13 protein-coding genes are annotated in these 15,539 nt (G+C 33.3%); all 13 read right to left on the bottom strand.

The features are described 5' to 3' along the window. Positions 1-209: 209 nt before the first annotated feature. The gene (locus tag BS101_RS06640; RefSeq protein WP_073538107.1) at positions 210-1,610 is read right to left on the bottom strand and encodes a sensor histidine kinase; all 1,401 of its coding nucleotides are present in this window, start codon (positions 1,608-1,610) and stop codon (positions 210-212) included. A gap of 12 nt (positions 1,611-1,622) precedes the next feature. Further along, positions 1,623-2,336 carry a response regulator transcription factor gene (locus BS101_RS06635; RefSeq protein ID WP_073538106.1) on the bottom strand — a complete coding sequence of 238 codons (714 nt, stop codon included), beginning with the start codon at positions 2,334-2,336 and terminating at the stop codon, positions 1,623-1,625. Positions 2,337-2,413: 77 nt separating this feature from the next. Beyond that, positions 2,414-2,983: a class I SAM-dependent methyltransferase gene (locus BS101_RS06630; RefSeq protein ID WP_073538105.1), complete on the bottom strand. Its 570-nt coding sequence runs from the start codon at positions 2,981-2,983 to the stop codon at positions 2,414-2,416. 69 nt (positions 2,984-3,052) lie between these two features. Further along, on the bottom strand, positions 3,053-4,021 hold the full coding sequence (locus tag BS101_RS06625) for an ABC transporter ATP-binding protein (RefSeq protein ID WP_073538104.1): 969 nt from the start codon (positions 4,019-4,021) through the stop codon (positions 3,053-3,055). Between the two features lie 17 nt (positions 4,022-4,038). Beyond that, entirely contained in the window at positions 4,039-5,004 is a 966-nt protein-coding gene (locus BS101_RS06620; protein ID WP_073538103.1) for an ABC transporter ATP-binding protein, read from the bottom strand. Beyond that, complete coding sequence (locus BS101_RS06615; protein WP_073538102.1) at positions 4,997-5,899, bottom strand: ABC transporter permease; 903 nt, start codon at positions 5,897-5,899, stop codon at positions 4,997-4,999. The genes BS101_RS06620 and BS101_RS06615 overlap by 8 nt, the downstream gene beginning before the upstream one ends. Positions 5,900-5,921: 22 nt before the next feature. Further along, positions 5,922-6,860: an ABC transporter permease gene (locus BS101_RS06610; RefSeq protein ID WP_073541165.1), complete on the bottom strand. Its 939-nt coding sequence runs from the start codon at positions 6,858-6,860 to the stop codon at positions 5,922-5,924. A 41-nt stretch (positions 6,861-6,901) separates the two neighbouring features. After that, entirely contained in the window at positions 6,902-8,521 is a 1,620-nt protein-coding gene (locus BS101_RS06605; protein WP_073538101.1) for an ABC transporter substrate-binding protein, read from the bottom strand. Between the two features lie 150 nt (positions 8,522-8,671). Beyond that, complete coding sequence (locus tag BS101_RS06600) at positions 8,672-10,000, bottom strand: nitrogenase component 1 (protein ID WP_073538100.1); 1,329 nt, start codon at positions 9,998-10,000, stop codon at positions 8,672-8,674. After that, positions 9,993-11,465, bottom strand: coding sequence for a nitrogenase component 1 (locus BS101_RS06595; RefSeq protein WP_073538099.1), 1,473 nt, complete (start codon positions 11,463-11,465; stop codon positions 9,993-9,995). The genes BS101_RS06600 and BS101_RS06595 overlap by 8 nt, the downstream gene beginning before the upstream one ends. 261 nt (positions 11,466-11,726) lie before the next feature. Further along, a complete protein-coding gene (gene nifH / locus BS101_RS06590; RefSeq protein WP_073538098.1) occupies positions 11,727-12,545 on the bottom strand; it encodes a nitrogenase iron protein in 819 nt (272 codons plus the stop codon). 51 nt (positions 12,546-12,596) lie between these two features. Then, positions 12,597-13,973 (bottom strand): nitrogenase component 1, encoded by a 1,377-nt coding sequence (locus tag BS101_RS06585; RefSeq protein ID WP_073538097.1) that lies wholly within the window; start codon positions 13,971-13,973, stop codon positions 12,597-12,599. A 38-nt stretch (positions 13,974-14,011) separates the two neighbouring features. Beyond that, a complete protein-coding gene (locus BS101_RS06580; RefSeq protein ID WP_073538096.1) occupies positions 14,012-15,523 on the bottom strand; it encodes a nitrogenase component 1 in 1,512 nt (503 codons plus the stop codon). Positions 15,524-15,539 lie beyond the last annotated feature (16 nt).

Raw genomic sequence — 15,539 nt, 5'->3', positions numbered from 1 at the left:
CAACAACTCCCTTTAATTAAAAGGAACTGTTAGCCTCTAGCTTTCTAGTTAGCTCAAGTAATATACTAGCATTATTATTTTTTTACTATATTAATACAATTTAATATGTTTGTCAATATAAAACTCATATTTTATAAAAATACTATGGAGATTTCATGGAGAAATTGTTAATATTTTTTTAACTGCATATAAACATACTCATTAGTTATCTATTTATTGGAAGATGCCTTAGGTAATAAAACTACAAATTCTGTGCCCTTATCAAAATTATTCTGTACTGTTATTCTCCCTTTATGTAAATCTACAATAGTTTTAGCTATTGTTAATCCTATTCCAGAGCCACCTGTTAATTTATTTCTGGATTTATCAGCACGATAAAATCTTTCAAAAACAAAGGGTAAATCCTCTGGAGAAATTCCAATTCCCGTATCTTTTACACTTACTTTTACCATATCTTCTCTTCTTCCAACTCTTATTTCTACCAACCCATGCTTTGGAGTATACTTTAATGCATTGGATATCAAATTTATTATAACTTGACTTATTTTATCTCTTTCGGCAACTATATTTTCACTTTTTCCATAAAAATGCAGTTCTACCCCTTTATTTTTAAAATTAGTCTCGAAATTATATATTATACTTTGTATCTGTTCATAGATATCATATTCAATTTTATTTAATTTATGTTTTTCACTTTCATACTTCGCCAATTTTTCTAGATCTCCAACTAATCTAGTTATCCGCATTATTTCTTCATGACAACTCATTAATCTTTCCCTATCTGGCTTCCATATGCCATCTATCATTGCCTCTACATAACTCTGAATGGTTGCAAGGGGAGTTCTCAGTTCATGTGCAACATCAGCTGACATCCTTTTTCTCAATAATTGCTGCCTTTCTAGAGTTTCAGCTAAATTATTAATTGTGGAGATCAATAATTTAATTTCTCTTGTTTTAGATTTTTCCTTGACTCTATTTTTAAAATAACCTTTAGAAATATTTTCTGCGGTTCTAATGACTCTTGTAATAGGATTGCTCAACCATTTAGCCATAAATCCCCCTAATATTAGTGCAAAAAATAGAGAAAATACACCAGTACCTATAAGGAACTTATTTAGTGCATGAATAAAAGCAAAATCATTATCATTATAGTAAAATGGACCATAATAACCTACTACTACATTTCCTATTTTATTTTTATTATGATAAATTGAATATTCTTTAACCCGGTATTTTCCATCCCAATTATTATAATGCCTGCTCATTTTGTTAATCATGTCATCTAACATTTGCTTACATAGCCCATTGTTATGGACAGCTGCATCCCACATTACCCTGCCATAATTATCTATTACTTTTATAATCATTCCTTGCTCAATAACATTAACTCCTATATTCTCGATGGCAGTATAATTCCACACTCCATTATCACCATATTGCTTGCCTATCAAGTCAGCTATTTCTTCATTTTTACGTTCCTGATTACGAATAGTGTACTCCCTGAATTGTTTTTCAAGAAACACATTTGTGAGAATGCTTATAGTCAATATACATACAAGAGAAATAAGTATATAGGATAGGGTCAATCTACTTCTTAAACTATCTCTCATATAAAATGCCCCCTAAACACTTCCAAATTTATAACCTATGCCTCTCATAGTTAAAATATATTCTGGTTCTTTAGGGTTATCTTCTATTTTGTATCTTAAATTTTTTATATGAGAATCAATAGTCCTATCATAGCCTTTAAAATTCTGTCCCAATGCAACAATGATTAACTCTTCCCTGGTAAAAATTTTTCCAGGATATCTAACCATAGTTATTAATATATTGTATTCAATAGGTGTAAGGTTAACTATATTACCTGCTTTTTTAACTTCATAATTTAAATCATTAATTATTAAATCATTATCATTAAGTGAAAATAAAGAATTCTTTTCTCCAAGCTCATCCTCAGTTCTTCTAAGCAAAGCTTTCACCCGAGCTACAAGTTGTCTTGGACTAAAGGGTTTTGTCATATAATCATCTGCCCCTATATCAAGTCCATTAAGTATATCTTCTTCATCTGTTTTCCCCGTAAGCATTATAATAGGAACTTTTGATCTTTTTCTTAACATTTCACAAATATCTTCTCCACAAATATCAGGAAGCATCAAATCTAAAATTATAAGATCAGGATTTATTTTGTTAAATAGATTCATGGCGTCCACACCATTATATGCTACATATACAAAATATCCACTATTTTCAAGATAGGATTTTATAACCTCTGTAATCTTTACTTCATCATCTACTATAAATATTTTTTTATTATATTTATTCACAATAATGTTCATTCCTTTCACCATGACCATTAAAAACTTAAAATAGCAAGGATTTCTTTACGAACATCTCCTTGCTGCTGAAAATCTCTCTACCTTTTCTCAATTATAATAAGCATAGGTGGACTATTAATTTGATTGATAAAATTCATTTTAACCACATTATATTTCTTTTGATCTAATGTTTTTACATACCTTTCCAAAGACATTTTTTCAAATTCCCCCTGCTCATGGCCATAATATACTACCAAAATTACTACTCCATTTTCATCAATTAAATTCAACGCCTTTTTAAGTGCTGCAAGTGTAGTATCTGCCTTAGTTGTAATGGAATGTTCTCCTTTAGGTAAATATCCAAGGTTAAAAATAACAAGCTTCACTTTTTCACTTATATAATTGTCCATATTTTCATGCCCGTCATTTATAAGCTTTACATATTTAAAAAGATTTTTGTAAGCTATCTTTTTTTGTGTATTTTTAACAGCATCCTGTTGTATATCAAAAGCATATACCTTTCCCGATTGTCCCACAATTTCCGCTAAAAATACAGTATCATTTCCATTTCCCATAGTGGCATCTACTGCAATGTCTCCTTCTTTCAGCTTCTTTATACATATATCTTTGGCAATGGCAACTGCATTAGTAAAATAATTTTCATTCATAGCTCTGTTAACTCCAATAATTATATAGATTTCTTAATTTATATGATTAAAGTATATCATATTTTGTAATTAAACAAAGTGACAGGCAGCAAAATGTCCCTCCGATATTTCTCTCAAAGCAGGCACCTCAACATCACACTTTCCTTTCTTAAATTTAGGACATCTAAGTGAAAAGCGGCATCCTTTTGGCATATCAATGGCATTTGGCAGATCTTCTTTTAATATAATCCTTGAAGTTTGATGTTTTGGATCACTTTTGGGTACAGCAGATATAAGTGCTTCGGTATACGGATGGTAGATATTTTTAAACAAATCTTCTTTAGGTGATTTTTCAACAATTGTGCCCAGATACATAACAGCAATAACATCACAAATATATTCTACCACTGTTAAATCATGTGATATAAATATCATGGTCAGCCCAAGTTTATCACGTAAATCTAAAATAAGATTGAGAATCTGCGCCTGCACTGAAACATCCAGTGCAGATACTGGCTCATCTGCAATAATAAAATCCGGCTGGAAAAAAAGTGCTCTTGCTATTGCCAGTCTTTGTAATTGACCTCCACTGAGCTCATTGGGGTAACGATTGATCACATCCTCAGATAGTCTTATATATTCAAGAAGCTGATTAATTCTTTTTGTGGAATCATCTTTTGATATTTTATATATTTTACCTACTTCGTGTAAAGATTTGCCTATAGTCATTTTGGGATTAAAAGATGAATAAGGATTTTGGAAAACCATCTGCATATATCTCCTTTCACTTTTTAAGTTATGTTGATTTATGTAAGTTATGTCCTTTCCCTTAAAATATATATTACCTCCGGTACTATCAGTCAATCGCAAAATGCAGCGTCCAAGTGTAGATTTGCCACATCCGCTCTCTCCAACAATGCCAAAAATTTCACCTTTATTGATCTCAAAAGATACATCATCCACCGCATGCAGGTATTCAATATCATTCTTTATGAATCCAGTTCCATTTACTTCATAATATTTTTTTAAATGCTCTACTTTAATAATTTGTTCAGCCATAAAATTCTCTCCCCAATTTATACTTCTAAATGACAAGCTGCTGTGTGACCATTTTTACTATATATAATTTCAGGTATTACTTCAGTACACTTTTTTGCAGCAAATTTACAGCGTGGTGCATATGCACAGCCATTTATTTTTTTAAATAGTTCAGGAGGACTCCCTTGAATCGTTTCTAATGGCTTGCTGTGACATCCTGGTTTTGGAATACTATTTATCAGCGCCCTTGTATATGGATGTACAGGAGATGTAAAGATGTCTTTTACATCTCCTGTTTCTACAATTTTACCTGCATACATAACCGATACCCTGTCACATACCTCCGCAACTACTCCAAAATTGTGTGTAATAAGCATAATAGTCATTCCCAAATTTCTCTGCAAATTTTTAAACAGCTGAAGTATTTGTGCCTGGATTGTTACATCAAGGGCTGTGGTAGCTTCATCTGCTATTAGAAGTTTTGGGTTACAGGAAATAGCAATTGCAATCATGATACGCTGAATCATGCCTCCGCTTAACTCAAATGGATACTGCTTAAATCGTTTTTCTGCAGGATGAATTCCAACCTTTTCAAGTAACCATAATGTCTTTACATATGCCCGTTTTACATCCATATTTTCATGAACCTTCATCATTTCACATATTTGTTCGCCTACCGTTATTAAGGGATTAAGAGAAGTGGTGGGATCCTGAAAAACCATGGAGATATCACTGCCGCGAAGCTTTTGCATATCTTTTTTCCTAAGCTTTAATATATCTACCTCGTCATTGAAAAGTATTTCACCTGAATATTCGGTCCTGGAATCATCATGGAGACGGAGCAAAGCTTTAGCAGTCATTGTTTTCCCACATCCACTTTCTCCAACTAAACCATGTATTTCTCCTTTTTTTATATCCAGATTTATCCCCCTTACGGCATGGATAATTCCTTTTACAGAAAGTAATTCAACTTTTAAATTTTTTATTGAAATAACATTATCCATTTTTATCACCTGCTAATTTTCTAAATTCTTTAAATGAAGGTAATTTTCTCTGACTTTGATTCAAATACATTTGTACTCCATCACTGAGCACATTAATGGAAACCACTGTTATTATTATGGCAATTCCTGGTGCAACAGCAGGTATGGGTTTATTTTGTATAAACTCCCTTGCCTCTTCCAGCATTGCACCCCAATCAGAGGTTGGAGGTTGTACACCCAATCCAAGGAAACTCAATGCTGCTAGATCAAGCATGGCATAGCCTAAATCAAGAGTTAGCTCACTTAATAAAGTTGGAATGCAATTCGGTAGAATATGTACAAAAAGTATTCGTCTACTAGAACATCCAATGGATCGCGCCGCCTCTACATATGTTTTATTTTTTTCTACAAGGGTAAGCGATCTAGTAAGACGGGAAATCATTGGGATATATATTATTCCAATGGCAACAATTGCATTTCCCATGCCCCTACCAAAACTTACAACAAATATAAATGCTAAAAGTAATGATGGAAATGAAAGGATTACATCCCATATTCTCATTATCAAAGCATCAACTTTACCTCCATAATATCCGCAGATCAAGCCGCAGGGAATTCCTATTACTACAGATATCAAAACAACATATACTGCACTTAATAATGTTGTACGAGCTCCAAAAATCATTCTTGAAAATATATCTCGTCCTGTTTTGTCCGTACCCAAAATATGTAAATAAGATGGATTTTGCAGTGATAGAGATAAATCTATTTTATTTGGATCATAAGGTGCTATTAATGGTGCCAATATTGCTGATGTAATTATTACTATTAATACTAAAAATGATATAACAACCGTTGATGTAAATAATCTTCCGTAATTTTTCCTTTTACCCTTTAAAAAATACTTTATTCCCATAATTAACCCTTCCCTACAAAATCTATTTATATCTGATTCTTGGATCTATAAATGCATAAATAATATCAGCAATCAAATTTAATAATAAAAAAACAGTTACTAAGAGGAGAGTTACTCCCTGAACAATAGTATAATCACTATTATTTATACCATCTATTAACAAACTTCCAATACCCGAAAGAGAAAAGACTCTTTCAACTAATACCGAGCCCACTATCATTACACCAATTTGAATGCTGCAAATAGTAATTATAGGTACTGCAGCATTTTTTAATGCATGCTTGAATATAACATCTTTAAATGGTAATCCTTTTGCATTAGCTGTCATTATATAGTTTGACTGAAGCTGTTCTATCATACTGCTTCTAGTCACACGTGCCAATAATGCAATCATACCAAAAGCAAGTGCCATGGATGGAAGTGCTATACGTTGAATGTACTCACTGAAATTTGTAAAGGTTCCTGTAAATGAAAAGCTGGGGAAAAAAGCTGAAATAACCAATATCATTAATATACATGTCAAATATACTGGACAGGATACCAACATTAAAATAATAATTGATAAAAATCTATCTACCCATGTATTTTTTTTAACAGCAGTAACCACCCCCACAGGTATGGCTATTAAAATAGAAAATAATGTTCCTAACAAGGTAAGTCCCAATGTGACCGGAAGTCTCTCTTTAATTAAAGAAGTTATTGACTGCTGATAACTAATACTTAAGCCAAAGTCACCCTTTAACGCTCCAGTAATCCATATATAATACTGTATAACCATAGGCTTATTAAGATTATATTTTTCCCTAATGCTATTTATCTCTTCTTGACTGGCCTGACCTCCGCCAACGATGACAGCAACTGGATCAATTTTAGGTATTCTAACCATACCAAATATAATAATAGAAACTATAAAAATAATGGGTATAAATTGTAATAAACGTTTCATAATATATCTCAACATTACACTCATCCTTATCCTTCTTATTAATGCTAATTCCCTATTTAATTATCTTCAAATTCAAAATCTTTAAAGAAGATATTATAAAGCCATGATGCACCAAAGGTATATTTAATATTTTTATTTATAGCAAAGATAGTTTGAGGATAAGAAATAATGGCATATGGTACCTCATCTGACAATATATTTAAAATCTGATGCTGAAGTTTAGCCCTTTCCCCCTTATCAGTGGCTGAAGACTGCTCATCTAGGAGTTTGTCAACTTCTGCATTTGTATATGCAGCTGAATTTGAACCTCCTTTACCCTTGTTAGCTGATTTATATAACGGAGTAAGATTACCATCTGCATCTGGAAAATCAGCAGTCCATCTAGTTAACAACGCATCATAATCTCTTTTTCCATCCTTATCGAATCTGCTGCCAAATTGATATGAACTATTTTCACTCCACGTAACTTTTTGAACAGTTACATCTATGTTAATCTGTTTCAAAGCTTGTTGAAGTAACAATGCAGTAGAATAATATGCTGGCTCATCATTTACTATAAGTGTGAATTTGAAACCATTAGGTACACTTGATTTACTCAAATATTCTTTAGCTTTATCAATATTATATTTGTAATCAGGTGCATTTCTAATATAAGAAGACCACAAATCTTTTTCAGTAGAAACTATAGCATCATTTATAGGTAAAGAATTAGACAGTATTGTTGTATCTTTGAATATATTACTTACAATAGAATTACTGTCAATAGAATAATAAATTGCTTTTCTTACATTGACATCATTAAAAGGTTCTCGTTCAGTATTAAATGCTATAAAATTTATAGTAAAGGAATTAACCTTTGAAACATTTATATTTTGGGAAGCTTTAAGTTGATCAAGCTGATCAATTGGAGCATTACTCAAATAGTCCACCTGTCCTGAGGTTAAAGCTTTAACTCTTGTTGTACTGTCCGGTATAATTTTATATACAATTTTATCAATAGCAATGTTGGCAGATTTGTCCCAATATTTCGTATTCTTTTCTAAATCAATTTCGCTGCCTGTTACCCATTTTTTAAAAACAAATGGTCCTGTGCCAAGGATACCCCCATCTGGTTTACCAAAATTACTTTTATGCTCCTCATAATATTTTTTACTATATATATGCCCAGCAGTAGTAGCCAATGTCTGTTCCCATAGAGCATCCGGCTTGCTAAGCTTCACAGTTACTTCCCAATCACCAGTTTTTGTGATTGAAGTGACATTAGCAAACATCCATGCAACCTCTGAAGCAGTAGAAGGATCCTTATACCTATTTAATGAAAACACCACATCATCAACAGTTAAAGGAGTCCCATCCGAAAAATTCACATCATTTCTAATCTCATAAACATAAGTGGTTGGATTAACAACCTTGTAACTTTTTGCTAATCTGGGAACAATCTTATTATTTACATCATAATAAAATAAACCTTCAGTGACCTGGAGAACAACTGCATTTGTGTTACGATCATACCCAAATGCGGGGTCTACTGCTTTAATATCACCCGATAATGCAACATTGAAAATTGTTTTTTTACTATCTGTATTATTCTCACCATTTCCGCATCCTGTAAACAATGTAGAAAATGCAATTGAAACTGCCAATATAAATGTAGCTAGTTTTACTAATTTTTTCATTAATTATCACTTCCATTCACCATATAAACGGCTAATTTGTTATACTTTGAAGTTAATTAGTTTATTTTACAAAAATAAAAAGGCTGAATCTCAATAAGATACAACCTCTAGTTTTCTAGTCAGCATATTTAATATAACTATAACTTATATTTATTTATATGTTTCCAATATATTGCCATATATATCTTCAATGAGTCTTAAACCACCATTATATCCCAGGTACCCTCCATTTAGTACAAGTCTATGCATAACAGGAAGAGTTATATTTATTCCAAAGGCATTTAATTCCCTGGTTATGTCTCTATCCCATGAACTTCCTAAAATTAATGGAATATGTGTTCCTAAATTATATTTTCTAAGCCTTTGATGTATCTTTCCGCCATCTAATTCAAAAAATACTTCAAATTTTCTAGTGGATGAAATTTTACTGAATTCATCTATTATATCATTTTGATATTTCTTAGGTGTATCATCTGTTATATATTGTTCACCTGGAAGAATGCCCAGTTCATTTAATAAAAACTTACTTATGCCAAGTGCATAAAAAGAATCTGTTATATTAAAAAATCTATCTGGTATGCTATACCTAAATTCAAGAAAAAAATCAGCTGCTCTCTCTAAATAATAATAAAAATTATCCTCTTCATTTTTAATGAAATCTTCAACTCTACTAGAATCCAAATTAGCAAACTCTCCAACTGTTCTTAAAAATTTACTGGTTTCCCCAGCACCTATAGGGGGCAGCGCATAATGCAAATAAGGTGTACCATATTTTTCTTTTAAAAATTCTGCTGTTTCAATTCCAACCCAGGGAGAAACTACAATATTAAATTGAGCATCTGGTATTGAATTCCATTCCTCTAATCCTCTAGATTTTGGTCCAAATAATATGTTGGCCTTAAGCCCTATATTCTCTAGAAGATATTTTATCTGATTTAGATTTCCTGCCCAGAAGCTATCTTGGTAGGGAATTGACGACCAAACATTTACAAGACCTTTTTTAATTTGGGGATTTCTTTCCCCTATAAACTGATCTACTATAGCTTTAATTACTATCTCATGTCCTTTAAAATTTGTACCTTTAAATCCACCTGTTTCAGCATATACTATGGGTACTCCCTGATCCTTGTAGTCTTTTACTACTTGACTCACATCATCTCCTACTATATCCGCAGTGCACCCCGTAAGAACTACAAAAATTTCTCCTTTTAACACTTTAAGAGTTCCATCTATTACCTCTCTTAACCTTGTTTCTCCCCCAAATACAACTTCTCTTTCAGTTGAATTGGTGCATGGGATTGTTCCCCCTCCAGAATATCCTGTACCTTGATAGCCAGAATTTGTACTAAGCCCTCTAAAGAGTTTTACACCGCATCCGGGTCCTGAATGAATTATTGGTATTGCACTTTTTATTGCAGTTACTGTTTGTTGTGCTCCAAGAGTACAATAATGTCTAGGCTGTTCCAATATTTTACTCATGCTTGTTTACCTCCAAAAAAGTATCAGGTTTTTGATTAATCCACCAATCCGTATATGCAAGTTTAGTGTGTGCAGCAATATTTTTTATAAATTCTGGAGTCTCAAGTACATCCAAAACTTTATTTCCATAATTCAATAGTCCTTGATACCCTAACCCAAATTGTTCATTGTCCATCAAAAATGTTGGTATGCCAAGTTTGGCTCCCCATATAGCCATACCACCATGACGTGCCACAAATATATCCGGTTTTAATCTATTAAGGGAATTTATAAGTTCATATGATTGTTTATTACATACGTTAAAATGTTTTATATCTCCATAAGTTTTAACTAGGTGATCTAAACTCTTTCCTTTATCATCTCTGTTGTCATAACATGGATCATGATGAAATATGGAGGCTCCTACAATTTCAACTCCCAGATCCCTTAAAATATACATTATGCTGTGTCCATGGGCAGCACCTGCTGTAATATAGACTCTTTTTCCTTTTAATTTTTCTCTCAGTCTTTCAAGTTCAGGATATATCCTTTCTTTTTCTGATTTAATTAATTCCTCCACTTCTTTTTCTTTCCCGGTTATCCTGCCAAGTTCCCTAAACCAGGCATCCGTTCCCTCTATTCCATAAGCAGGTGGAGTTTTAACTTCCGGCACTCCATATTCCTGTTCAAGAGATGCGGCCAAATAAGTTCCAAGTGTGGGACAAATCTGTACTGTAGCTGCTGCTTCAGATATTTTTTGCAATTGATCTATTGTAGAAAATGGTACTATATAGTTGGGTGTTAAACCAATTCTTCCAAATAAATCAGTAAAAATATCGGTACCCCAAAAATTAATCACATTCACCATATCTTTCATTTTTTTAATTGGTGGTTTTACTATCTTTCTGATTATTGCATGATATGCTGCATCAAAACCAGTGGTCCAAATTTTAGATCTAAAGCCTTCACATGAAACATATACAACCGGAATATTAAATTTATTCTCAGCTTCCTGAGCTATGGTATCTACATCATCACCTATAATTCCAGATGCACAGGAAGTTGTTATAAATATTGCGTTAGGTTTAAATCTATAATATGCTTCTTCTATAGTGGATTCCAATTTTTGTCCTCCGCCATATATAGTATCTTCCTCATTTAAGTTTGTACTTAATAAATTTGCATTTGCAACTGGAATATTTCTTGCTTGTCTTTCTACTGTATTTATGAAGTTAAAATCTGAAAAATCAGCTGAACAGCCCAGTGGAGCATGATTTATAACCACAGCATCCTGTATTAAGGCTAGCTGACACAATGCATTACCTGAGCTGCATCCTAAACATTGGCTAAAAGAATGCATTCTATCACAAAGTTTTCCTGATTTTGATTTATTACAAAGTTCAGATGCACTTCCATAAAATCCCGTAATTGAACCAAGTCTTCTCTCTCTAATTTGAACTTCTGGTGACTTTATATTTACCCTCAAAACTATTACCCCCTTCTGAAATTCCACCCAGAAAAACAATTCATGTAAAGCAAGAATAAATAAAGTTATGCTTTAGATATTGATGATATGCCGTTTGTTTGATTGAATTGACAATACATATTGATTAGGTCAGATACCCTCTACAATCTTTAATTCTACATTAAAGCAACATATAGCTTAGGTATCTGACTATATTAATGTTAAAATTACTTTTATCCGAATAGCAAACTCCACCTGCACCTAAAAAGCACTTGATTTACACTAATCTATGAGCCCATGCTCTAAGAATATTTCTTCAAGCCTTTCCTGACTCATAGGTTTTGGAATTACAAACAATTCATTTTCTTCTATTGCTTTTGCAAGAGATCTATATTCAGCAGCCTGATTCTCATCAGAATCAAACTGTATTACTGTCTGTTTGTGAATTTCAGCTTTTTGAACCACATTATCCCTTGGAACAAAATAAATTAACTGAGTGCCTAATTCCTTTGCAAAAGTTTCCAATAATTTCTTTTCATTGTCTACATTTCTGCTGTTGCAGATAATTCCACCTAATCTTACTCCACCTTTTTTAGCATATTTTTTTATTCCCTTTGATATATTGTTTGCAGCATAAAGAGCCATCATTTCACCACTGGCTACAATATATATTTCTTTGGCTTTTCCTTCACGAATAGGCATAGCAAAGCCTCCGCACACAACATCCCCTAATACATCATAAAAAACATAGTCTAAGTCATCAGTATATGCTCCTAATCTCTCCAGCATGTTTATAGATGTAATTATTCCTCTTCCTGCACATCCTACACCTGGTTCTGGTCCACCAGATTCAACACATTTTATTCCACCAAAGCCTGTTTTCATTATATAATCTAATTCTACATCTTCCCCTTCTTCCCTCAGTGTATCTAGAACTGTTTTTTGTGCAAGTCCACCTAAAAGAAGTCTTGTAGAATCAGCTTTAGGATCGCATCCAACTACCATGACATTCTTTCCTAATTCTGATAAACCTGCTGTTAAATTTTGTGTGGTTGTGGATTTACCTATTCCGCCTTTTCCATAAATTGCTACTTGTCTCATATATATGTTCCTCCTCAAATTGAAAATATGATTATTGAATTTATATTAAAATTATGCACTGGCTCCAACTATAGTAGTGTATATTTTTTCAAGTAAAGTAAGAGCTCCCCTATAACCTACATAAGATTTTGAAAGCACCAATTCATAAGATGCTGGAAAACCCACTTCAACTATAGAGCCTTTTAATTCCTTAGTAAGATCCCTTTCCCAGGTAGTTCCAAAAATAATAGGGGGCTTATGACCAAAATCTGTTTTCCTTATTTTTTCATGAATAGTATAACTGTCTTCTTCAAATTCTATATCTACTGAAACATCTTCTGCTATATTTTTAAACTCCTCCCGAATACCACTTCTATATCTTTCTGGTGGATCTTCTGTAATAATTTGTATGGCAGGTATCAGTCCCAGTTGATTCACTAAAAACTTTGTGAGAGCTAAATTATATGCACTGTCACCTATAACTGCAAATTTTGCTGGTAATCCCCACCAATACTCTGCATAAAAATCAGAAAAGTCCTCTAGGTACTCATAATATTTCTTTTCTTCTTCTTCAATAAATTTTTCTGCCTTGACTTTATCAATTCCTGAAAATTCTACTACTTTTCTTAAAAAACTACTGGTTTCTTTTGCTCCTATTGGAATTGTAGGAATATGCAAATAAGGCTGTTTATATTTTTTCTTCAATTTTTCTGCAGTTTTAAGACCCAGCCATGGAGATAATACCAGATTAAATTGTGCTTTTTTAATATTTTTCCATTCTGAGACCCCTGCACTTTCATGTCCAAATAATATATTAACCTTTAAACCTATACCTTCTAGTATTCTTTTAATTTCTGTAAGATCTCCCCTCCAAAAAGTATTGTGATAAGGAAGAAGTGACCACACATTTACAAGTCCTTTTTCTAAAGGCCCATCATAATCACCTACATATTGATCGATGATAGCTTCTGTAACCAATTCATGGCCTGTGAAATTATTTCCTTTAAATCCACCTGTTTCTGCATACACTATAGGACGACCTTCATCCTGAAATTCACCTACTACAGCTCCTACATCATCTCCAACAGTATCTGGAATACATCCTGTCATAACTACAAATAAATCCGCATCCAGAACTTTAAAGGTTGCATCTATAAGTTCTCTTAGTCTGTCTTCACCACCAAATACAACTTCCTTTTCATAAATATTGGAACTTGGAACAACAGAACCTCCTCCATATCCTCCTCCCTGAAATCCATTATAAAAAGCCAGGTTAGAAGTTTGTTTGTCTACACATCCCGGACCACAATGGGCAATTGGAATTACTCTTGGAATTGCAAAAGCACTGTGTACAGCCCCTAGGGCGCATCCATATCTAATCTGTTCAATGGAATTTGATTTTTCTATACTTTTATTTGTACCTTTTAATTCTAATTTTATATTGGACACTATATCCACTCCTATTCTATAAAGTCACTGTTATTTTTCTAATACACAACATAATGTTGTTTTTCTAATATATAAGGATCTCTCTGTTCAAGCCACCATTTTGTATAAGGCAGTTTAACATGAGAGGACAAATCTTTGTGGAACTTTTTACGTGCAAGTATATCTAAAATAGTTTCTCCTAAGTTCAAAATCCCCTGATAACCTACAGCATGGTGTTCATCACCAAGAGGAACTGCCGGTATACCCATACGAGATGCCAAAGAGGCAAGCCCTGCATGTCTTATAATAATAAAATCAGGATTAACATTTTTAAGCAGTCCATAAAATTGATACTGCTGTCTATTGCTTACACTAAAATTAGGAACATCTCCATAATTGTCTACTAAAAATTTCAGAGAATCTTTGGTAGCATCATTATTATCATATACAGGATCATGATGAAACACCAAGGAACCGTCTACTTGAACTCCAAGCTCTCCAAGCACCGCAATAAGTCCATGAGAGTAAGCTGAACCTGTAGCTGCATAGCCTTTTTTGCCACTTAATAATTTTTTAAGTTCTTTTATTTTGGGTGCTATTCTTTTATGTTCCTTTTCTATATACGCTTCTGCTTTTTCCTCTCTGTGGGTAACTCTTGCTAGTTCTCTTATCCACGCATCTGTTCCTGCAATTCCATAAGGTTGAGGTGCTTTGACTTCTGGAACTCCAAATTGTTCTTCCAGACCAGCTGCCAGGTAAGAAGATAAAGTATGGCAAAATGAAACAGTAGCAGCAGCTTCTGAAAGCTGTTCTAAATCCTCTACCGTTGCCATATCTACTACATAGTTAACTCTAAGACCTAATTCTGCCAGTATTGGAGTAAATACATCGCTGCCCCAGAGATTAATTACATTTACCAGATCTTCTTGTTTTTTAGAACTTTTACGAACTATATATTTTAAGATTCCATGCTGTGTGGCATCAAAACCTGTACTCCAGTGTTTTGATCTGAAACCTTCACAATACATAGGAACAATTGGAATTTTGAACTCTTCATGTAATTTGCTTGCCACACTATCTATATCTTCTCCAATAATACCTGTAACACAGGAAGTTGCAACAAAAATTGCTTTAGGATGATGTCTCTCCCAGGCATCCCTTATGGACTGTTCTAGTTTTTCAAGTGCCCCAAATACCATATCTGTTTCTTTTATATTGGTATTAATTACTTTCATATTTTCTATAGGTAATTTTCTATTTGCAAGGCCATTTCTATATATGGAATTACAAGCCACCTGGCTGGTTCCACAGCCTATGGGAGAATGTTGAATTAAAATTGCATCTCTCACCTCTCCCGCCTGACACTCCACCATTCTTTCACTGCAGCTGGACCCCTGAGTAAAGGGACCTATAGCTTCACACAGCCTCTTCCCTCCATTACCTTTACATCCTCCGCAGGTATATGCAGAATCTCTAGAAAGATCTGAAGTTTTCCCAGTTTTCCATCCGATTATAGTACCAAGACGTTGTTCCCTGGTCTTTACCACCGATGTGTTTAAATCAACTTTCATATATTATCATCCCCTA

The organism is Clostridium kluyveri, from assembly GCF_001902295.1.
Classification (GTDB): Bacteria; Bacillota; Clostridia; order Clostridiales; family Clostridiaceae; genus Clostridium_B; species Clostridium_B kluyveri_B.
The sequence above is the reverse complement of the archived record's forward strand: the minus strand, read 5'-3'. Positions and strand labels throughout refer to the sequence as shown.